Source organism: Intestinibacter sp. (assembly GCF_022780145.1).
In the GTDB taxonomy this organism is placed as follows: domain Bacteria; phylum Bacillota; class Clostridia; order Peptostreptococcales; family Peptostreptococcaceae; genus Intestinibacter.
The window spans coordinates 14,923-35,736 of sequence record NZ_JALEXO010000132.1 but is presented as its reverse complement, the minus strand read 5'-3'; the positions used below and the strand labels follow the sequence as shown (position 1 = coordinate 35,736).

General features: G+C 31.1%; 22 protein-coding genes. 18 read left to right on the top strand and 4 right to left on the bottom strand.

The features are described from left to right. The 7 genes from MR593_RS05225 to MR593_RS05195 all read left to right on the top strand — a co-directional run. Nucleotides 1-2,373: glycyl radical protein (locus MR593_RS05225; RefSeq protein ID WP_290690491.1), on the top strand; the 2,373-nt coding region annotated here is incomplete at its 5' end. Nucleotides 2,374-2,387: 14 nt separating this feature from the next. Then, the gene (locus MR593_RS05220) at nucleotides 2,388-3,290 is read left to right on the top strand and encodes a glycyl-radical enzyme activating protein (RefSeq protein ID WP_290690488.1); all 903 of its coding nucleotides are present in this window, start codon (nucleotides 2,388-2,390) and stop codon (nucleotides 3,288-3,290) included. Between the two features lie 31 nt (nucleotides 3,291-3,321). Beyond that, nucleotides 3,322-3,873 (top strand): helix-turn-helix domain-containing protein, encoded by a 552-nt coding sequence (locus MR593_RS05215; RefSeq protein WP_290690486.1) that lies wholly within the window; start codon nucleotides 3,322-3,324, stop codon nucleotides 3,871-3,873. A 159-nt stretch (nucleotides 3,874-4,032) separates the two neighbouring features. Further along, nucleotides 4,033-4,737, top strand: a complete 705-nt coding sequence (locus MR593_RS05210) for a thermonuclease family protein (RefSeq protein ID WP_290690484.1) — start codon at nucleotides 4,033-4,035, stop codon at nucleotides 4,735-4,737. Between the two features lie 129 nt (nucleotides 4,738-4,866). Next, on the top strand, nucleotides 4,867-5,388 hold the full coding sequence (locus MR593_RS05205) for a hypothetical protein (RefSeq protein WP_290690482.1): 522 nt from the start codon (nucleotides 4,867-4,869) through the stop codon (nucleotides 5,386-5,388). Nucleotides 5,389-5,414: 26 nt separating this feature from the next. After that, nucleotides 5,415-5,939 carry a hypothetical protein gene (locus MR593_RS05200; protein ID WP_290690480.1) on the top strand — a complete coding sequence of 175 codons (525 nt, stop codon included), beginning with the start codon at nucleotides 5,415-5,417 and terminating at the stop codon, nucleotides 5,937-5,939. Between the two features lie 266 nt (nucleotides 5,940-6,205). Next, nucleotides 6,206-6,577, top strand: coding sequence for a hypothetical protein (locus tag MR593_RS05195; RefSeq protein ID WP_290690477.1), 372 nt, complete (start codon nucleotides 6,206-6,208; stop codon nucleotides 6,575-6,577). Between the two features lie 29 nt (nucleotides 6,578-6,606). On the opposite strand, the gene MR593_RS05190 is transcribed toward MR593_RS05195, so the two are convergent. Continuing rightward, on the bottom strand, nucleotides 6,607-7,041 hold the full coding sequence (locus tag MR593_RS05190) for a hypothetical protein (protein ID WP_290690474.1): 435 nt from the start codon (nucleotides 7,039-7,041) through the stop codon (nucleotides 6,607-6,609). A gap of 51 nt (nucleotides 7,042-7,092) precedes the next feature. Beyond that, entirely contained in the window at nucleotides 7,093-8,622 is a 1,530-nt protein-coding gene (locus MR593_RS05185; RefSeq protein ID WP_290690472.1) for a hypothetical protein, read from the bottom strand. A gap of 178 nt (nucleotides 8,623-8,800) precedes the next feature. Here MR593_RS05185 and MR593_RS05180 point away from each other — a divergent pair, with 178 nt between their 5' ends. The 11 genes from MR593_RS05180 to MR593_RS05130 all read left to right on the top strand — a co-directional run bounded on the left by MR593_RS05180 (nucleotide 8,801) and on the right by MR593_RS05130 (nucleotide 19,744). Next, nucleotides 8,801-10,120 (top strand): uracil-xanthine permease family protein, encoded by a 1,320-nt coding sequence (locus MR593_RS05180; protein ID WP_290690471.1) that lies wholly within the window; start codon nucleotides 8,801-8,803, stop codon nucleotides 10,118-10,120. Between the two features lie 215 nt (nucleotides 10,121-10,335). Then, on the top strand, nucleotides 10,336-11,124 hold the full coding sequence (locus tag MR593_RS05175; protein WP_290690469.1) for an FAD binding domain-containing protein: 789 nt from the start codon (nucleotides 10,336-10,338) through the stop codon (nucleotides 11,122-11,124). A 3-nt stretch (nucleotides 11,125-11,127) separates the two neighbouring features. Beyond that, nucleotides 11,128-11,586 (top strand): (2Fe-2S)-binding protein, encoded by a 459-nt coding sequence (locus MR593_RS05170; RefSeq protein WP_290690466.1) that lies wholly within the window; start codon nucleotides 11,128-11,130, stop codon nucleotides 11,584-11,586. A 2-nt stretch (nucleotides 11,587-11,588) separates the two neighbouring features. Beyond that, a complete protein-coding gene (locus MR593_RS05165) occupies nucleotides 11,589-13,883 on the top strand; it encodes a xanthine dehydrogenase family protein molybdopterin-binding subunit (RefSeq protein ID WP_290690463.1) in 2,295 nt (764 codons plus the stop codon). A 29-nt stretch (nucleotides 13,884-13,912) separates the two neighbouring features. Further along, nucleotides 13,913-14,485 carry a nucleotidyltransferase family protein gene (locus MR593_RS05160; protein ID WP_290690460.1) on the top strand — a complete coding sequence of 191 codons (573 nt, stop codon included), beginning with the start codon at nucleotides 13,913-13,915 and terminating at the stop codon, nucleotides 14,483-14,485. Nucleotides 14,486-14,492: 7 nt separating this feature from the next. After that, nucleotides 14,493-15,236 (top strand): selenium cofactor biosynthesis protein YqeC, encoded by a 744-nt coding sequence (gene yqeC, locus MR593_RS05155; RefSeq protein WP_290690458.1) that lies wholly within the window; start codon nucleotides 14,493-14,495, stop codon nucleotides 15,234-15,236. A 28-nt stretch (nucleotides 15,237-15,264) separates the two neighbouring features. Further along, the gene (yqeB, locus tag MR593_RS05150) at nucleotides 15,265-16,080 is read left to right on the top strand and encodes a selenium-dependent molybdenum cofactor biosynthesis protein YqeB (protein WP_290690454.1); all 816 of its coding nucleotides are present in this window, start codon (nucleotides 15,265-15,267) and stop codon (nucleotides 16,078-16,080) included. A gap of 138 nt (nucleotides 16,081-16,218) precedes the next feature. After that, nucleotides 16,219-17,265, top strand: coding sequence for an XdhC family protein (locus tag MR593_RS05145; protein ID WP_290690452.1), 1,047 nt, complete (start codon nucleotides 16,219-16,221; stop codon nucleotides 17,263-17,265). A gap of 295 nt (nucleotides 17,266-17,560) precedes the next feature. Then, entirely contained in the window at nucleotides 17,561-18,352 is a 792-nt protein-coding gene (locus MR593_RS05140; RefSeq protein ID WP_290690451.1) for an SH3 domain-containing protein, read from the top strand. A gap of 171 nt (nucleotides 18,353-18,523) precedes the next feature. Beyond that, complete coding sequence (locus MR593_RS05135; RefSeq protein ID WP_290690449.1) at nucleotides 18,524-19,453, top strand: hypothetical protein; 930 nt, start codon at nucleotides 18,524-18,526, stop codon at nucleotides 19,451-19,453. 93 nt (nucleotides 19,454-19,546) lie between these two features. Further along, complete coding sequence (locus MR593_RS05130; protein WP_290690448.1) at nucleotides 19,547-19,744, top strand: hypothetical protein; 198 nt, start codon at nucleotides 19,547-19,549, stop codon at nucleotides 19,742-19,744. A 48-nt stretch (nucleotides 19,745-19,792) separates the two neighbouring features. Here MR593_RS05130 and MR593_RS05125 read toward each other — a convergent pair whose 3' ends face one another. Next, nucleotides 19,793-20,356, bottom strand: coding sequence for a hypothetical protein (locus tag MR593_RS05125; protein WP_290690446.1), 564 nt, complete (start codon nucleotides 20,354-20,356; stop codon nucleotides 19,793-19,795). Nucleotides 20,357-20,468: 112 nt separating this feature from the next. Continuing rightward, nucleotides 20,469-20,723 carry a TM1266 family iron-only hydrogenase system putative regulator gene (locus MR593_RS05120; RefSeq protein ID WP_290690445.1) on the bottom strand — a complete coding sequence of 85 codons (255 nt, stop codon included), beginning with the start codon at nucleotides 20,721-20,723 and terminating at the stop codon, nucleotides 20,469-20,471. Between the last annotated feature and the right edge of the window lie 91 nt (nucleotides 20,724-20,814).

Sequence of the window (20,814 nt, the reverse complement as noted above, 5' to 3'; positions counted from 1 at the left end):
ATGAGTGTAACAAGTAGAATAGAAAAATTTAGACAAGATTACGTTAATACTAAACCACAAATAAGCTGTGAAAGAGCAAAAATATATACAGATTCATATAGAGAAACAGAAGGCGAACCTATGTGCATAAGAAGTGCAAAGGCATACCTTGCAGCATGTGAAAAGCTACCAGTAACTATATTCGACGATGAAATAATAGTAGGTACAGCAGGTGAATTCAAGAGAACAGGTATACTTACTCCAGAATTCTCTTGGAAATGGGTAGACAAAGAAATGGACAAATTCTCTACTAGAGGACAAGACCCATATGAAATGACTGACGAACAAAGAGAATTTACAAGAAAAGAAATCTTCCCTTATTGGAAAGGTAAATCACTAGAAGAAATATATCTAAAAAGACTTCCAGAAGATACAGCAAAAATATTAATAGACACAGGGGTATTAGACAACGACTCAAAATGGAGACAAGCTGTTGGTGAAGTAACTCCAGATTACGAAGATATACTACTTCCAAAGGGATACAAAAAAATAAAAGAAGAAGCACTAGCTAAAATAGAAGAATTAGACATAACTGTACCAGAAAATATAGAAAAAATAGAATTCTATAAAGCTACAGTTATAATATGTGACGGTATAATGACTTTTGCTAAGAGATATTCTGATTTAGCTTATGAAATGGCTGAAAAAGAAACAGACGAAAAGAGAAAAGCTGAGCTTATAAAAATAGGCGATGTTTGTAAAAAAGTTCCAGCTAATCCACCAGAAAGCTTCTATGAAGCAGTTCAATTTATATGGTTTGTACAAGTAGGTGGAATCATATGTGAAAATCCTCTATCTCTTAACCCAGGTAGATTTGACCAATATATGTATCCATACTACGAAAAAGACATCAAAGAAGGAAAATTAGATAGAGATGGCGCTCTAGAATTAATAGAAGCTCTATGGATAAAATACTCTGAATGGGTATGGACTATATCTGAAAATACAGCAGGATATTTTGCAGGATACAACCAATTCCAAAACTTAACTGTCGGCGGTAGAAAACGCGATGGTTCAGATGCTACTAACGATTTATCTTACTTATGCTTAGAAGCCACTAAAGATATAAAAACTCATCAGCCAGGATTAAGTGTTAGAATTCATCAAGGTGCACCAGACGACTTTATGATGGCAGTTTGTGATTTAGTTGCAGCAGGAACAGGATTCCCAGCAATACACAACGATGCTTGTGGTACTCAAATGATGCTTCAAAACGGACTTACTCCAGAAGATGCAAGAGACTGGAATAACTGTGGTTGCGTAGTTCCTCACTTCAGAAAAGTAGGCGAATGGACAGCAACTGTAAATATAAACTTTGCAGCAGCACTTGAATACGCTATAAACCAAGGTAAATCTAGAATGACAGGTGAGCAAATGGGTCTAGAAGAAAAGCCTGTAGAAGAATTTGTATCTTATAAAGAAGTAGAAGATGCTTTCTATAAACAATTTAAGAACCTAATAAAACATTCAGTAGTAGGTTCTATTGTGGCTCAACAAGTTCATACAGAAGTTGTTCCAAGACCATACTTATCAATATGTGTAGATGGATGCTTCGAAAAAGGTCAAGACTTAAGTAAGGGTGGAGCAAAATACAATGTAGGTCCAGTTCTTACAGGTATAGGTCTAGGTGTTGTAGCTAACTGCTTAGCTGTTATCAAGAAATTAGTATTTGAAGATAAAGTAACTACTCTAGAAGAATTAAATAAAGCATTAAATGCTAACTGGGAAGGTTACGAAGAATTAAGAAAATTAGCATTAAATGTTCCAAAATATGGTAACGACAATGATTATGTAGATAAAATAGCTGTAGAAGTATCTAACTTCTATTATCATGAAGTTAAACAATATAAAGATATATTTGGATCTCCATTTACTACTGCATTTATGGGTATATCAAACTATATACCAACTGGTAGAATAATAGGAGCAACTCCTGATGGTAGATATGCAGGTCAACCTATAACTGAAGGTGTATCTCCATATGCAGGAACTGATACAGAAACTCCTTTAGCTGCTATGAAATCAGCTGCTAAAATACAACATGACTTCCACTCTGGAGGAACTTTACTTAACCTAAGATTTAGCCATGACTTAGTAAATACTCCAAGAGGACTTAGAAACTTAGCTTCTACAATACAATCATACTTTGCACTTGGAGCATTCCACGTACAATTTAATACAGTTTCTAATGAAATACTTAAAAAAGCACAAGAACATCCAGAAGACTATAAAGACCTACTAGTAAGAGTTGCAGGATATTCAACTCAATTCGTAAATCTATCAAAAGAAATGCAAGACGCTATAATGGCTAGAAATGCACATGAAAGCTTCTAAATTAGGAGAGATAGATGTCAGTTAAGGGAAACGTAGTTAGAATTCAGCGTTTTTCAGTTAATGACGGAGATGGAATAAGAACCACTGTATTTTTAGAGGGTTGCCCTCTAAAATGCAGATGGTGTTCTAATCCAGACTCATGGTCAGGAATTGTAAAACTAGCTGTATCAAAAGATCGTTGTGTAGGATGTAAAAGATGTGTAAGTGTATGCCATAAGGGTATTACTTCTCTATTTGACAGAAAACAAGTAAACGAAAAATGTGATTTATGTGGGGAATGTATAAAAAGATGTACTCAAGATGCAATTAGCCAAATGACAAAAGAGATGACAACTGATGAAGTAGTAAAAGAAATTGAAAAAGACCTTATTTTCTTCTTATCTTCTGGAGGTGGGATAACATTTTCCGGAGGCGAACCAACTTATCAACTTGAATTTTTAAGAGAATTGGTATATTATTTTTATAAAAAGGGTATATATACTGCTATAGAAACCTGTGCATTATTTGACTTTGAAAAATGCAAAGATGTTTTAGAAAAGCTAGATCATATTTTTGTAGATATAAAAAATATGGATGATGAAAAACACAGAGAATACACAGGTATTAGCAATAAAAAAATACTAGAAAATATCAAGAAAATGGCTACATTAAACAAAAGTATGGTGATTAGAGTTCCTGTAATACCAGGATTTAATGACAGCGTGGATAATATTAAAAAGACATCAGAATTTGTTAAAGAAAATGTAAAAAATCCTAAAATGGAATTATTACCTTATCATATGCTAGGACTAGACAAATACAAAGCTTTAGGACTTTATGATTATATTTATGAGTTTGAAGTTCCAACTAAAGAAAAGATGACTTCTCTTGAAGAAGTAGTCAGAAATTGTGGAGTCGAGATAGTTAGTTATAAGTAGTCATAAATTTAAAAGGCGAGGAGATTTATTTATGATGTCACAACTTCCAAAAGTGGGACAAAACTTAAGAAGATTGAGAAATGGTTTAGGGTTAAGTTTAGATGAAGCATCTAAATTGACGGGTGTCAGCAAGGCTATGCTAGGACAAATCGAAAGAGGAGAGTCAAGTCCGACAATATCTACATTGTGGAAAATTTCATCTGGATTAAAAGTTAATTTTACATCTTTACTAGATGACAACCAAAATGAGCTTGTTTTAGTAAAAAAAGAAGAAATTGAGATTGTCGAGGAAGAAGATGGATGTATGAGATTATATCCAATATTTCCATTTGACTCTAAAAGTGGTGTAGATGTATTTTTAATTGAATTAGATGAAGGATGTAAACATATTTCTGCTACACATAAAAATGTATTAGAAGAGATGATTCTTGTAATAGAAGGTACTTTAACTGTTCAAATAGAAAAAGAGGTCTATGAACTGAAGGCTGGTCATAGTTTGAAGTTCGATGGAACTTTAAATCATATGTATAGAAATGATTCAAAAGAAAAGGCTGTATTTCACAATATTGAAATATATAAATAGAGAAATTTATTTAAAAGATCGTCGTAAATCGATTTTACGGTCGATCTTTTTTTGGCGTAATTAACTGCATTTAAAAATTTTGAATGTAAGTTTTTAAAATTTATGTTAAAATTAAATCGAATAGATTAAAAATTTGATTAAATAAGGGAGATTACAAAAATGAAAAAATTATTGATGCTTTTAGTAATATCTATAGGGCTGTTTTTATGTGGCTGTGAGCTAGATATATCTGTAGAACCTAGCTCAAGTGCTTCAAGTAGCTCAAATACTTCAAGTAGTTCTAGAGATGAAATTATTTTAGGTGAAAATGATATAGAATCTATAGAAGATATTGAACAAATCGATGAATCTGAAGAGCCTCTTGACTACGAAGGACTAAAGGAGAGCTTGTCAAAGGGAGAAGTTCCAGATTATGTGTACAAAGTAACTATTGAGAGAGTGGTAGATGGAGATACTATGAAATTAAAGCTTGAAGACGGTCAAAGCATAAGAATTCGTACTTTATTGATAGATTGTCCAGAAGATACAAAAGAAAAAGACTACTTAGGAGACGTTGCTACGGATTTTGCGAAGGAGAAGCTTAAACAAGGTGATATAGCCTATGTAGAGACTGATGGACCTTTACAAGACGATTACGGCAGATATTTAGGATATCTATGGTATCAAGATGGAAATGAAATGAAAATGTACAATGCTGAGATATTGAGAGAGGGCTTAGCTAGAGTTGCATATATAAAAGAAGGTGTGCGTCATTTAGACATGCTTTACGATGCTCAATACGAAGCTAAGGACCAAAAATTAAATGTATGGTCAATCGATGGCTACGTAACTAAATACGGATTTGATCAAGATGTAGTAGATTAGAAATATTTAAACTCGAGCTTTTCGGCTCGAGTTTTTTAAAAAAATCATTTTAAATGGAATATATTTTCCTATACTGCATGAACTTATGATATAATTTAATATCATGAAAAATAATAGGAGGAGAATTAGTTGAAATTTAAAAAAAATCCAGCAGTATTAGTATTAATTTTAATAATTTGTTCTCTATTTATGCCTCTTTCTATTAATTATACTGGACAAAGCAAAATTTTTAATTCGAATAAACTGAGTAGATACGTTTCTCTATCTAGATTAGAGCAGGTTTCAACTTCGAATCTGACTTATTACGCTAAATCTAAGGCTGGATTTCAGATTAAATACGAATTAGGTCTATACGAAGGTGTAAGTAATGGCGTAGTTGTATGCGGAAATTATTTTAGAAATATTTTTGTAGGAACTTTATTGGATTATCTAGATGGATTTCGTTTAAAAAGCTCAGAAATGAAGATAGTATGGTTGTTTTTTGGAATATTTTTAGAGGGATTAAAAAACATATTGTTTTCATCCTTGGAATTAATTGTTATAGCACTGATATTGCTATTACAATCGACAGCTTCATATACGTATATACTATCTTATATGTTTACATTGTTGTTTATAGTAGGTATAGCATATGTTTTTAAAAAACAGTAGTTTTTAAAATATGGAGGGTTTTGTATATGATTACAATAAGTCAAGCTATGTTGAAGGTGTCTGAATTAGACAGAATCTACAGAGATAAAATGTACAATATCATGAAGGTCGAAAATTTGATTCAAGAATATATTTTAGAATCTGATGGAAGTAGATTTGATTGCAATGAGGTAGTCGATTTTAATAGAGAATTTGAGCTGATAATAGAATTGGGAGAAGAGATCTCCCAGATAAAGACAAGGATATCTAAGGCAAATAATGAAAATTACATAGAAACAAAAAATGGAAAATTAAGTCTTCAAGGAGCTTTAAACAAGATAAAATACTTGAGAAATCAAGTCGAAGATTTTGAAGAGATTTTAAACGAGGTCAAAGCGTCAAAGGAGAGAAAGGTAGATGCTGCTGCGACATCTGTATATTATAAAGTTAAAGAACCTAATTTTGATAAGAAAGAGCTTAAAAAATATTTAGAAGATAAAAACGAAGAGATTTTAGAACTCGAAATAGCTTTAAACAAAGCAAATAACGAGATACTAATAGATATAGATTAATAGAATTTTTTAATTCTTATTAATAAATATGTGTGTAATTTCTTTAAGCTACATAAAATGTATTTAGGTCTATAACAATTTACAATTTAAATAACAATTACATCTAAAGGACATATATCTTTAATAACAAATTATAAATTAAAATTTAATAAGATATGGATTGATGTTCCATCTTAAAAAAATAATTAAAAATTGCACACATCGGGCACAATATATAACTTGTTATGTATTGTGCCTTTAGTTGTATATTACGAAGGGAGTATGTTATGCAGGAAATAGATTTATTGAGAGAATGTAGGGATTTACTAGAAGAGGTAGATAAATTAATCGGTCAAATGGGTAGCTTTGAAATGGACAAGACGGAGTTTGAGGTAGATGAGGAGAAAAGATTGCTTGTAATTACAGTAAACGATTCTGAGACAGATACTTTTACGTATAAAAATGCGTATGAATTTTTATACGATTATATGATGGAAATGCATACAGATAATATACAGTATTTGAGAGATCAATACGAAGATGCGTTTGATGAAATGGATGCAAATGATTGGATTATGAAGAGAGGCTATATCGAGTATATAAATTTGAGAATAAGAAAGATCTATTCTAGACTTAAAGAAATAGCAGAAAACTATTAAAAAAATGCCACATAAGCTGTGGCATTTTTTTATAAGTAAGCTCTTAAATCCTTTGCAAAATTTTCTTCAAGCTCTGATAAGTCGTTGCATAAGTTTTTGATTGACTCTAAGGCAGCTGGATATTGATTCATATATTTATGTATAGACTTTATGCCCATATTACAACCGTCTGTCATCAAATCAGCGATTTCCTTGTCGTGCTCGCCTTTAATTAGCTTAAAATTTATTTTTAGATAGCTCATCGTCTTCGCTAGATAGCTAGGCTGTTTTTCTGAGTCTCCAAATTCATTTAACTTATCTGAAATTTTGTTTTGTAGTTTTTCATGGTCTTTTAAATATTTTTCTAAGATTGAATATAATTTTTTGTTGTCAGTTTTTTCTATGACCTGGTTTATGGAATCTATACCCATTTTACAACCAGCGTCACATTTCTTTAATAATTTAATAGTATCTTCTGTAGGCATAATAAACTCCTTTAGTTGTTTTAGAGTTATTATGTACCACAATTTAGATTATTATTCTAAGCTTTCACCTTCTGTATTATTTTCTGGAGAAGCTTCTACTTCTGGCTCAGTAGGTTCTGTTGGTTCAGTTGGTTCTTCTGGCTCAGGAGTAGGTTCCTCTGGCTCAGGAGTAGGTTCTTCCGGTTGAGTCGGTTTTTCAGGCTTAGTAGGTTTTTCAGGTTTAGTAGGTTTTTCAGGTTTAGTGTTGTTATTATTATTATTGTTATTATTATTATTATTATTATTGTCGTTATTATAATCATTATCAGTATTATCATCTGTGCTAGTGTCTTCTTGTTGTGTATCAGCTGGCTCTTCAGTATCTATATTATCTACAGGTTCTTCTGTAGTATCAGGAGCTGTCTGTTCTTCGACGAAATCTTCAAAATAAAGATTTATAGAATCGACTATTTCATTATTGTAAATTACTACTAATTTAGTGTTTCCTTCTTTAAGTCCTGTAATAGTACATTTTTTACCGTCGTTTTTAAAAGAGCAAATAGATGGATCTTCTATTTTAAAATTCAATTTTGATATATCTATTTTCTTTGAATTTTTACTTTGGATTATTACATTTAAATTAGTTTCTTGATTTATAGGTAAAATGTAATTTCCATTTTCTATTTTATATTCTGTTGTTATAGATACACCTGATAAAACAGGTTCCGCTTCTTTATTGAAATTTTTAAAAACAAAAAATCCTATAGCACATACGATTAATATTGGCACGATAATTAAAACTATTTTCTTAAATATAGAACTAGATTCGTATTCTTCCTCGTCATCATCGTAATCATAATCGTAGTCATCTTCATCATCATCGAAATCGTGGTTTAAATAATATTTTGAATTACTTTTAACTTCTTGTTTATTGTCTTTTTTACTCATTTTGTCATCATCTTCTTCTATTTCTATTTTTTTATTTTCTGTTTGTGTATTTTTATCTTCTAAAGTCTCTTTTTTTGTAGAGGATAAGCTCTTTTCTTCAAAATGAAGTGGCTCTATTTTTTCCTCTTTATTTTTTTCTTCGACTTTTTTATCTTCTTTTTTTACAGCTTCAGAATTATTTTTTTTGTTTAATTTAACTGAAGGAGTTACTTTTAAATCCCCGTGTTCATTTTTTTTTATATTAGGGCTTTTTTTAGGTTCTTCTTCAGTTTTTTTAGATATTTTAAAATCTATATCAGATAGATCTTCATAATCAGGAATCTCATCTATCCAGCTAAGTGCGTATGAAAAACAATCTACTATATATAATGCCGTTTTTTCTGATATACCATTTTTTGTAAGTATAGTTTTTGCTCTTAAATAAGCAAAATTTTTGTCTATATCTCTTTTTCCATTGGCGTTTATTATTGCAGATACTGCATTTTTTTCAATCGCATATTCTACTAATTTAATTTCCTCATCTAGATTTGGAATTAAATTTTTAAGAGTTACTATAAATTTTTGAGCATCTAGAAAAATATTTATACCATAATTATCAAACATATATTTTAGAGCATAACTTAAGTTGTTTTGTAGTGTTCTTTTTTTATTCATAAACTGACCCCTTTAATTTCTTAATTTAAGTTTTACTAAATTTCATCATAATACTTTTTTTGAATTTAATCAATATTTTTATACTTTATTTTAACAAATATTATGAAATAAAGTATAGAAATTTATGGATGTGTATGTTATATTTTATTGGTAATTAATATAGAAAAGGAGTGTATTTATGGAAAAGAAAGGTTCAGTTTATGAATTAGACGGAAGAGTCGAATTACAAAGAGCAATTCCTTTGGGAATACAACATGTTCTTGCGATGTTTTTAGGTAATATTTCTCCACTTATAATCGTATGTGGGCTATTGGAAATGGATGCAGGTCTAAAATCAATGCTTATACAAAATGCGATGTTTGTGGCAGGTTTAGTTACATTAATCCAATTATACCCAATAGGACCAGTAGGAGCTAGACTTCCTATAGTAATGGGTACAAGCTCAGGGTTTATAGGAACTGCAAAAGCAATAGGTGCTCAATACGGTTATGGAGCAATATTAGGAGCTTCTTTAGTTGGGGCAGTATTAGAAATGGTTTTAGGATTTTTTATAAAGCCTCTTAAAAAATTATTCCCACCAATAGTTACAAGCTTAGTTATAATATCTATAGGATTATCTTTACTACCAGTTGGAATTAAGTACTTTGGCGGTGGAGCAGGAGCTGAAGATTTTGGCTCTTTAAATCATCTATTAGTCGGTACAACAGTCATCATAGTAATATTGATATTTAAGCAATTCAAAGGATTTTTAAATGATTCATCTATATTGATAGGGATAGTAGTTGGATATATACTAGCTATATGTCTAGGCATGGTTGATTTTACACAAGTAAAAGAAAGTGCATGGATATCTTTACCACATCCAATGGTAGTTCCATTTGAGTTTAATATGCAGGCGATAATAGCTATGGGAATAATGTTTATCGCTACTACAGTAGAAACTGTCGGGGATATATCTGGTATCACAAACGGTGGCCTTGATAGAGAGCCTACTGATAGAGAATTATCAGGTGGTGTTATGGCAGATGGTGTCGGAAGTTTAGTTGCCGCTTTATTCGGTGTTTTACCAAATACTTCTTTCAGTCAAAACGTCGGTCTTGTAACTGTTACTAAGATAGTAAATAGATTTGTCATAATGACAGGTGCTATATTCTTAATTTTATGTGGATTCTGCCCTAAATTAAGTGCACTATTTTCAGTTATGCCACAATCTGTTTTAGGTGGAGCAGCAGTTATAATGTTTGCTATGATTTTAGTAAGTGGTCTACAATCATTATCTAGAGAAAAATTAGACGGAAGAAACGGTCTTATAGTAGCTTTAGCTATAGGTCTAGGAGTTGGAATAGGTAATGTACCTGAAGTTTTAGCTCAATGTCCAGCTTGGGTATCAAATATATTTGCTCAAAATGGTATAATAATGACTTTCGTAATAGCTACAGTTTTAAATCTTATACTACCTAAAAATAAAGACGATCAAAAAGAAGAAGCTACAGCTTAAAAATAAATTAAAATATTTTAAAATAGTATAGAAGTAAGTGTATTATTTGTGATAAAATAAGCTTAGTTTGATATGAATTAAAAATTAATTATTTACATATTAGAGGGAAGGAGACCTTTGGCGCCCGAATGTGCCTCCTTTTCCAAAAAAGGAGACAAACGATAGAGTTTGTCTTTTTTAATGTAGAGGTAAAATATATTAAATAGGAGGATTCGATGTTTACTATTAAAAAATACGTTGTTGTAGATAGCTTGGAGGAAGCTTATAAATTAAACCAAAGTAAAAAAGCAAATGTATTAGGCGGGCTTTTGTGGATGAAAATGGGTAAAAAAACTATCCAAACAGCTATCGATTTATCTAATTTAGGACTTGATAAAATCGAAGAAAAAGAAGATTGCTTCGAAATAGGTGCTATGGCCACACTTAGAGATTTAGAAACTCATGAAGGGCTTAATAAATATTTCGACGATGCTATAAAAAATTCAGTAAAGAGTATAGTTGGAGTTCAATTTAGAAATAGTGCTACTGTAGGAGGTAGTATTTTCTCTAGATTTGGATTTTCAGATCCTCTTACATGTTTCTTGGCTTTAGATAGCTATGTAAAGCTTTATAAAGGCGGAATAATACCTATGAAGGAATTTGTAGATATGCCTTACGACAATGATATATTGGAAAAAGTTATAATTAAAAAGGACGGTAGAAAAGTAGTCTATACTTCTCATAGAAATATATCTACTGATTTTCCTGTGCTTACTTGTGCAGTTGCAAAGGTAGATAAAAAATTTGAAGTTGCAATTGGAGCTAGACCACAAAGAGCGGCTTTAGTAGTTGATGAAGAAAATATTCTAAGCGAAAATCCTACTGCTGATGAAATACAAAAATTTGCCGACTATGTTGAAAGTAAATTAGTATTTGGAAGCAATATGAGAGCTAGTAAGGAATTTAGAAGCCATTTATGTAAGGTTTTAGTCAGAAGATCTATAAATAAGATAGGAGGTATGTAGACTATGGAGATTAAATTTTGGTTAAATGGAAAATTAATAAAAGACGATGTAGAGCCTGATACAGTTTTACTTGAATATGTCCGCAGCAAAGGGTGTATGAGCGTCAAAAGAGGATGTGAAACTGCAAACTGTGGTCTATGTACAGTTTGGGTAGACAACAAGCCTGTGCTTTCATGTGCAACTCTTGCAGTACAGGTAAACAATAAAAAAGTCACAACACTTGAAGGTGTTCAAGATAGAGCTAGAGATTTTGGAACATTTTTGGCTAAAGAGGGAGCTGAACAATGCGGTTATTGCTCTCCAGGATTTATAATGAACGTCTTAGCTATGGAGGATGAATTAGAAAATCCTACAGAGAGGGAAATAAAAGAATACCTAGCAGGTAATCTATGTAGATGTACAGGATATCAAGGACAACTTAGAGCTATTAAAAAATATCTAGCTAGAAATAAGGAGGCGTAAAAATGAAGTATGTAAATAAATCTGTTATGAAAAAGGACGCTATGGCTTTAGTTACAGGTAAGCCTGTATATACTGATGATATAGCGCCAAAGGATGCTCTTGTGGTAAAGGTACTTCGTTCACCTCATGCCCACGCACTTATAAAAAACGTAAAAAAGGATATAGCTCTTAAGGTTCCTGGAATAGAAGGTATATATACTTGGGAGGACGTTCCAGACACTAGATTTACTACTGCTGGACAAACTTATCCAGAGCTAAGTCCGTATGATAGAAAAATTCTAGACAATAGAGTTAGATATGTGGGAGATGCCGTTGCAATAGTAGCTGGAGAAAACGAAAAATGCGTAGATAAGGCATTAAAAATGATAAAGGTAGATTATGAAGTATTAGAGCCTTTGATGGATTTTACAAAAGCATTAGATAACGACATAATAGTTCACCCTGAAGACGATTGGAGCGTTAAATTACCTGTAAGTCCTGATGTAAAGAGAAATTTAATATGCCACGATGTAATAGCAGAGGGCGATTTAGAAGCTGAATTTGAAAAATGCGACTATGTAATAGAGGAGACATTTTTAACTAAAGCAAATCAACAGACAATGATGGAGACTTTTAGAGCTTATACATATATGGATGCATTTGGCAGATTAGTATGTGTTGCATCTACACAGGTACCATTCCATGTTAGAAGAATACTATCTCATGCTTTAGATATACCTAAATCAAAAATAAGAATAATAAAACCTAGAATAGGTGGAGGATTCGGTGCAAAGCAAAGTGTCGTATGCGAAATATTCCCAGCATTTGTAACTTACAAAACTGGAAAACCAGCTAAAATAGTGTACTCTCGTCAAGAAAGTACAGTAGCATCAAGCGGTAGACACCAAATGCAGGTAACTGTAAAATTAGGTGCAGATAAAGAAGGAAATCTAAGAGCTGCATCACTTTATACATTGTCAAATGCAGGTGCGTTTGGAGACCATACACCTACTACTATAACTCTAACTGGACATAAGTCTCTACCACTTTATACAAGCAATATAAAGGCGTTTAAATTCGAATTTGACGGTGTATATACAAATACTATACCTACAGGTGCCTACAGAGGATATGGAGCTACACAAGGCGTATATGCATTAGAGGTTACAATGGACAAGCTTGCGTTAAAAATGAACATGGATCCAGTAAAATTAAAAGAAAAAAATCTTATAAAGCAAGGCGACTACATGCCAGCATACCATGGAGAAACTGCAAATTCATGTACACTTGATAAATGTGTAGATAAAGTCAAGGAAATGATAAATTGGTATGAAAAATATCCATGCAAACAAGTTTCAGATAGTAAAGTAAGATCAGTGGGGCTAGCTGTTGCAATGCAGGGTTCTGCTATAAGCTTTGTAGACGTAGCTAGTGTAAGAATATCTGTAAATGACGACGGATTCTATTCAATGATGGTAGGAGCTACAGATATGGGTACAGGCTGCGATACAATACTAGCTCAAATGGCAGCAGAATGCTTGGATACTGATATAGACAATATAACAGTTTATGGAGTAGATACAGATGTATCTCCATACGATTCAGGTTCTTATGCATCTAGTACAACTTATTTGACAGGGAAGGCAACTATAAAAACTTGTGAAATGCTTAGAAAACAAATAATAGAAGCAGGTGCTGAGATGCTAGAATTAAATCCTGAGGATGTAGATTTTGATGGACAAAAGGTTTATTCTATAGTTTCAGAAAAAGAAATATCTCTAAAGGACATAGCAAACAACGTTATGTGCTACAGCAACCATACTTTAACAGCTTCAGCTAAGGAAAAAACACCTATTTCACCACCACCATATATGGCAGCAGCAGTTGAAATAGAATTAGATAAAGAAACAGGACACATAGATATACTAGATTATGTGGCATGTGTAGACTGCGGAACAGTAATAAATCCAGCTCTTGCTACTATACAAACTGAAGGAGGTATAGTTCAAGGTATAGGTATGGCTTTATATGAAGATATAAAATACGACAAAAATGGAAGAATGATAAACGACTCATTTATGCAATATAAAATACCTACAAGACTTGATATGGGTAACTTAAGAGTAGAATTTGAAAGTAGCTACGAGCCAACAGGACCATTTGGAGCTAAATCAATAGGAGAATTAGTTATAAATACTCCATCTCCAGCTCTATGTCAAGCTATATACAATGCGACAGGTATTTGGTTTAATGAGCTTCCTATGACTAGTGAAAAAATAGCTATGGGAATACTAGAAAAAGAACTAGAAAACAAATAAGATTTTTTAGCTATTGAAAGGAAGAAATTATGTTAAGTGTAATAGTTTTAGCTTCTGGAAATAGTAAGAGATTTAAAGGAAATAAATTGTTATATGAAATAGATGGTAAACCTATGTATTTGTACACAGTAGAAAAATTGATAAATTTAAAGAAAAAATGTAAATATATAGGAGAGATAATATTTGTCACAAAATATCAAAAAATAATAAATGATTTAAAAAATAAAGATATAAAAGTCGTAAAAAACAAAAATAGTGAATTTGGAATATCCCAGTCTATAAAGCTGGGAGTTTCAAATTCCAATAACAATTGTTATATGTTTATAGTCTGTGATCAGCCTTATATAACAGAGGATACCCTAGACAGATTTATAGATGGATTTATAAAAAGCGGCAAAAATCTAGGTTGTGTAAGTAGTGGCGGTGTTCTTTTAAATCCAACTATTTTCACGAAAAAATATAAAGACGATTTGATGAATTTAGAAGGCGATAAGGGTGGAAAAAAGATAATTTTAAATAATTTAGAGGACTTGTTTGTATTTGAGGTTTATGATAAAAAAGAGTTAATCGATATAGATTACAAGGAGCAGTTGGAGGATTGATTCGTAGATGAAAATTTATTCTTATAAAGACGATCAAATAATAGAAAATAACAGCTTGATAGAAGCTCTAGAAATAGATATACAAAAGGACAAGATAATAACAATAGTAGGTGCCGGAGGAAAGACGAGCACGATGTTTAGATTGGGAGAGGAGATATCTAATTTAAATAGAAAGACAATTGTAACTACAACTACACATATGGCATTAGAGGAGGACTTTGTTTTAGTAGAAGACGAATGCGATTTAAAGAAAATTGAGCAAATTTTAGAGACTAGCAATTTAATCAAAATAGGTAAAAAAGAAAGCGATTATAAGATAAAATGCTTAGATTTTGATTTACTACAAAAAGCTATTTCTATCTGTGATAATGTACTTATAGAAGGCGATGGTTCTAAGAGACTGCCTCTTAAGGTGCCTAGAGAAAATGAACCGGTGATAATCAAAAGTACGAATTTAGTGATTGGAATTATAGGAATTGACTGCTTAGGTAAAAAAATAAAAGATGTATGTCATAGACCAGACTCAGTGGCAAATTTTCTACAAAAAAGTGTAGATGAAAATATAGAAATTGAAGATATAGTCAAAATAGCTACAAGTAAAAAAGGACTTAAAAAAGATGTAAACTGTAAATATAAAGTAGTAATAAATAAAGTAGATAGTGAAAAATATTTAGGAAAATGTAAAAAAATAGCTGATTTATGTCAAAATTTTGATATAAATGTAATTTTTACAAGTTATAAAAATATATAATTAAATAGAGATTGAAAGGAAAATAATTATGGATAATATAGTCGTAGTTCGTGGAGCGGGAGATTTGGCAACAGGAGTTATTCATAAATTAAATAGATGTAATATAAAGGTAATAGCGCTTGAAACAAGCCATCCCACTGCTATAAGAAGAACTGTATCATTTTGCAATGCAGTATTTGAAGGTGAGATGGAGGTAGAAGGTGTCAAGTGCAAATTGACAGACAATATAGATGATATGCACTCTCTTTTAGGAGAAGGATATGTTCCGCTTTTTGTAGATCAAAGCTGCGAAATCTTAAAGCAAATAAAACCAGTAGCTTTGGTAGATGCAATAATAGCTAAAAAAAATATCGGAACTAAAATAGATATGGCTCCTGTCACAATAGCTCTAGGACCTGGATTTGAAGTTGGAAAAGATGTAGATGCCGTAATAGAGACAAAGAGAGGACACAATTTAGGAAGGATTATATACGAGGGATTTGCAGAGAAGGATACTGGGATTCCTGGAAATATAAAAGGGTATTCAAAGGAGAGGGTAATCCATTCTCCAGCAGAAGGAATCATAGATAATATAAGCGAAATTGGCGATTATGTCGAAAAAAATCAAGTCATAGCTAAAGTAAACGGACAAAATATATATGCAACACTAGATGGAATTTTAAGAGGTATAATTTACGATAAATCCTATGTCAAAAAAGGGCTTAAAATAGCCGACATTGACCCTAGAAAAGAAGAATTGCAAAATTGCTATAAAATATCGGATAAAGCTAGATGTATAGCTGGAGGAGTTTTAGAAGCATTATTGAGTATGTGCTGTAAAAAGGGTATAGACTTGTGGAAATAATAAATCTTGACTATTCCAATCAAAAATATAAAATTTATTGAAATTTCAGCTTTTGTCTAATATACTATTTATTATAGAGATATTTAATTTGTCTAAAATCCTGACAAATTTAAAAATTTTAGTAAAGAAGGTGTAAAGATGAGCGCTGAAATATACAAAAAAGTATTAGAAGATCTAAATAAGGGCGAAGAAGTAGCCATTGTAACAAAATACAATTTAAAAAGTAAGAAAATTGAAAAAAATGCGTATAAATTCGATGAATTAGATGAAGAAACTCAAAAATACGCAAATGAAGCTAAGGAAAAGAACCTTATAAAAAATATTCAAATCGATGAAGATCAAAATATGCTGATTGAGGTTTTTAAAAGAGAGAGCAGGCTGATTGTATTAGGTGCAGGACATGTAGGATATCATCTTTGCCAGTTTGCATCTAAAGTCGGTTTTAACGTAACTGTTGCAGACGACAGACCTTATTTTGCTAATAAAGGAAGATTTGGCGAAAATATAAACGTAATATGTGATTCATTTGAAAATATATTCAAGATTTTAAATATAAACGAAGACGATTTCGTAGTAATAGTAACAAGAGGTCATAGATATGATAAATTCTGTTTGCAACATATTTTACCGCTAGATGAATTGAGATATCTAGGTATGATAGGCTCAAGAAGAAGAGTAAAAATGATGAAACAGGAATTAATAGAAGAGGGCTATTCTAAGGAAAAGCTAGCAAATATTTACACTCCAATAGGTTTAGAAATAGGAGCTGTAACTCCTGAAGAGATAGCTATAGCTATATTAGCTGAGCTTATAAAGGTCAAGAGACTTGGCGGCGTTAGAGACGAAAAGAAATCCTCAAAACCAAATAATTCTTCAGAAATAAACAAAGAGGTCATAGAAGCTTTGGCTACAATTGAAAACCAAAAGATGACTCTTGTAACTGTAATATCTACAAAGGGATCTACCCCTCGAAAAGCTGGAAGCAAGATGATAGTGTACGATAGTGGACATATAATAGGGACAATCGGTGGAGGATGTGCAGAGGCTAAAATAATAGTAGATGCAGCAAATATGGCAGGTACAGATGATTTTAAGGTAGAGCTTATAGATATGAGAGGAGAAGCAGCTGAAGAAGAAGGTATGGTATGCGGAGGAATAATGACCGTATTATTAGAAGGAATTTAATTTATAGTCCATAGTAGTTTTAATCGATTCTACTATGGATTTTTTTAGTTAGATTTTGATTTAAAAACAGTTAAAAAAGAAAAAACATCAAAAAAATTTAAAAAAATTGTTACAAAAAAATTACAAAAATGAAAAAAACTGTACCTATTGAAAATACTAGCTTTAAATGCATTTTTAACCTAAATGAAAAATTACAAAAAAGTAACAACGATGTAACTTTTTTTAAAAAGGGGGTTTTAAAAGTTACTAAAATGTAATATTATATAAATATAATTAAAATTTAGGGGGAAAATTTATGATTAAAAAATTTGCGAAAACTACGGCTATAATAAGTGCATTTATAGTTATGTTAGGAGTAACAACTCCAATCGATGCTGCAAGTTGCGAAAAAGGTACAGTTACAGCAAGTTCCTTAAATGTAAGAAGCGGTGCTTCTACAAAATACAGAAAAATAGGCTCATTAGAAAAAGGAAATACAGTTAATATATACGACGCAAAAGATGGATGGTATAAAATAAAATACGATGGAGCTAATGGATGGGTAAGTCAAAAATACGTATCTAAAGCTTCACAAGCTTCATCTACTACAACTACTAAAAAAGGAACAGTTACAGCTAATTCTTTAAATGTAAGAAGTGGAGCTTCTACAAGCTATAAGAAAATAGGTTCACTTAAAAAAGGCGCTAAGGTCACTATATATCAAACAAAAAACGGTTGGTATAAAATAAAATACAATGGAAAATACGGTTGGGTAAGTAAAAAATACGTATCTACAGGAACAACATCTTCAAGTCAAGAGACTGTAAAAGGATATAAAGTTCAAAAATCTCTTAAAGTAAGAGCCGTTGCATATACAGGTGGTGGATATACAGCACTTGGAACAAAAGCTAGATATGGAGTTATAGCAGTAGATCCAAAGGTAATACCATACAGAACAAAAGTTTACATAAAAGAGCTTGACAAAGTCTTCGTAGCAGAAGATTGTGGAGGCGGAATAAAAGGAAATATAATAGATATTTACATGAATAGCGAATCACAATGTAGAAATTGGGGTTCTAGAAATATAACAATACAATTATTAAAATAGCCAAGTTGGGTGTGCTTTAAAAGCACACCTTTTTCGTTTTATAATTTTATTTTAATTTTAATCAAAGCCTTATAAAATTAAAATAAAATTATAAAATTGTGATAGAATATATATATAGCTTATATGATAAAAGCTAATTTTTCCTATGCATTATAATGAAGGGGTGATTTTATGGAAAGAATAATATCAAATAATTTTGTTAGAGATTTGGAAGACGGAGTTTTAAGAAACATCTTAAAATACGTAAAATCGGATACTACATTGGCTATGGAGATTAGAAAGGATTGTATAAATATTTACTATAGAGGTGGAAGCCTTCTAAAAATCAAAGAAGCAGGAGAAAATTTATATAACGGTTATTTTGATAAAAATTATATAAAATCAGAAAACAGCCAAGGTGTAGTAGTTGAATGTATAACTGGAATCGACAGCGTATCTAAGGCAAATAAATTAATCGACTATATACCTAAAATAAAACAACAAATGGATTTGTGGATGAAGATAGAAATGCCAGATGGTGGTGAGAGAGAATATAAGCATATTGTGGCCAAAGAAAATAATTACGGCCTTATCGGTAAGGAAAGCGATTACTTTATAGGCGATATAGAATACAGGGGATGTCTAAATAATTACTTATTTGATATGGTAGGTGTTAAATGGAGTGTAGATAATACAAATACTAATAATTTAGATTTGGCTTTATTTAAAATGTACTACGGAGATAACCATTTAAAGACACCAGAAGATATTTTAAGCAATTTAAGTGATATAATAGACTTCTTGTATAATGAAGAGTACCTAAACCACTTAAAAGACGATTTAAAGGAAATATACAAGGTTAAAACAATGCTAGGTCTTTTATATCCATATGAAGAATTAAATATTGATTTCTCTGATAAAATAGAAATCGTATACATATTTGGAAATCAAAGCAATGTAGACGACAAATTGAAAGATACATTGTTTAAAATAAAGAATTCTGAACAATATAAAAAAATATCAGATATAGCAGATATAAAGATAGCTACATCGTCTTTTATGGGATATGGATTATATGAAAAAAATATGATCGATATCGACAAGGCTATTGAATTATTGTAATTTATTTGTAAATTAGTAACTAAATTTACAGTAAAATCATAATATATATAAAATGATTTTGGTTAGCTAAATCATAGGAGTTGAGTGTATATTATGAAAAAAATTACAGGTCCTATAGCAGATGTTGGCAAGGAGCTTATAAATGGCGTTGGCTCCATAGGTAAAGAGGTCATAAATGGAGTAGGGACAATAGGCAAAGATGTTTTAGATGGAGTTGGTTCTATCGCCAAAGAAACTCTGCAAACAGGAAAAAACGTAGGAAAAGCAGTAAAAAATAATGTGAAAAAATAAATACAAAAAAGAGAAATGAACATTAATTTAGTCATTTCTCTTTTTTAATTATTTTTTTATATATTCATTTCCATTTATTATCAAAGAAGTTGGAGAGTCATTTTTTAAAATTAAATCGTAATTGATCTTTCCTTCATTAGGAACATCAAAATACCCTCGAGCATATACTAGATTTCCATTTTTATGTAATTCAGATACGGTTACGCTATAACCACTATTTGTGTATTTTCCGACAACTCTTTTTACTATTGATTTATAAGTAGAGCTCTCAGTAGCTCCTATTTTAGCGCTTTCAGCTACAAATGTGTTAGAAGTAGTTTGACTATATGATTTTTGCTTCATAGCTGTTGTAGCAAACATAAGTAAAAATAAAGTTACAATTACAATTAAAAAAACCCTTTTTTTGATTTTATCGATATTTAAGTTATTTTCTTTTTTGGTATGATTTTTTTTGAATTTTAGTCGTTTATAACTTGAGAATGAAATAATTTTATCGTTTTTTTCTCTAATTTTTTTATTATTAACGTTAAAACAATTATTGTCTTTGTTGTTTTCAAACTCTTTTTTCTTTTCTATGAAGAGTATTGTTTTATTTGCATTAGAGTTTCTCATCCTGTTGCCCCCTTATATCCCCTTTTTTATATGATACTATATTTTATGTTAAATGCACAATAAAAAAGTCTCCATTTTTAAGATTATTAATCAATGTAGACTTTTTTAAAAATTATTCAACTTCTTTTTTGGAAATACTTGTTTTTACAAGAACAGAAGGTATTTTACCAAGTTTGCCAGTTAAGCTATTTATTTCATCTAATTCTCCAACTACGACAATACTTATAACTGAGATATTTTCAACTTCACAAGGTATACCCATTCTACCTCTAATTATGTGTTTATATTTTGATAAGATATAATTAAATTGTTGTTGACTTATATCTGGCTCTTCAAGTATCGCGCTAATAACGGCTACTCTTCTCATATAAGCTCCTCCTAACTACTTTTCATATTAGAGTGTTTTTGGCTGGTATATGTAAATTGTAGTATTAAAATTATAAAAAGTCCATAAATAA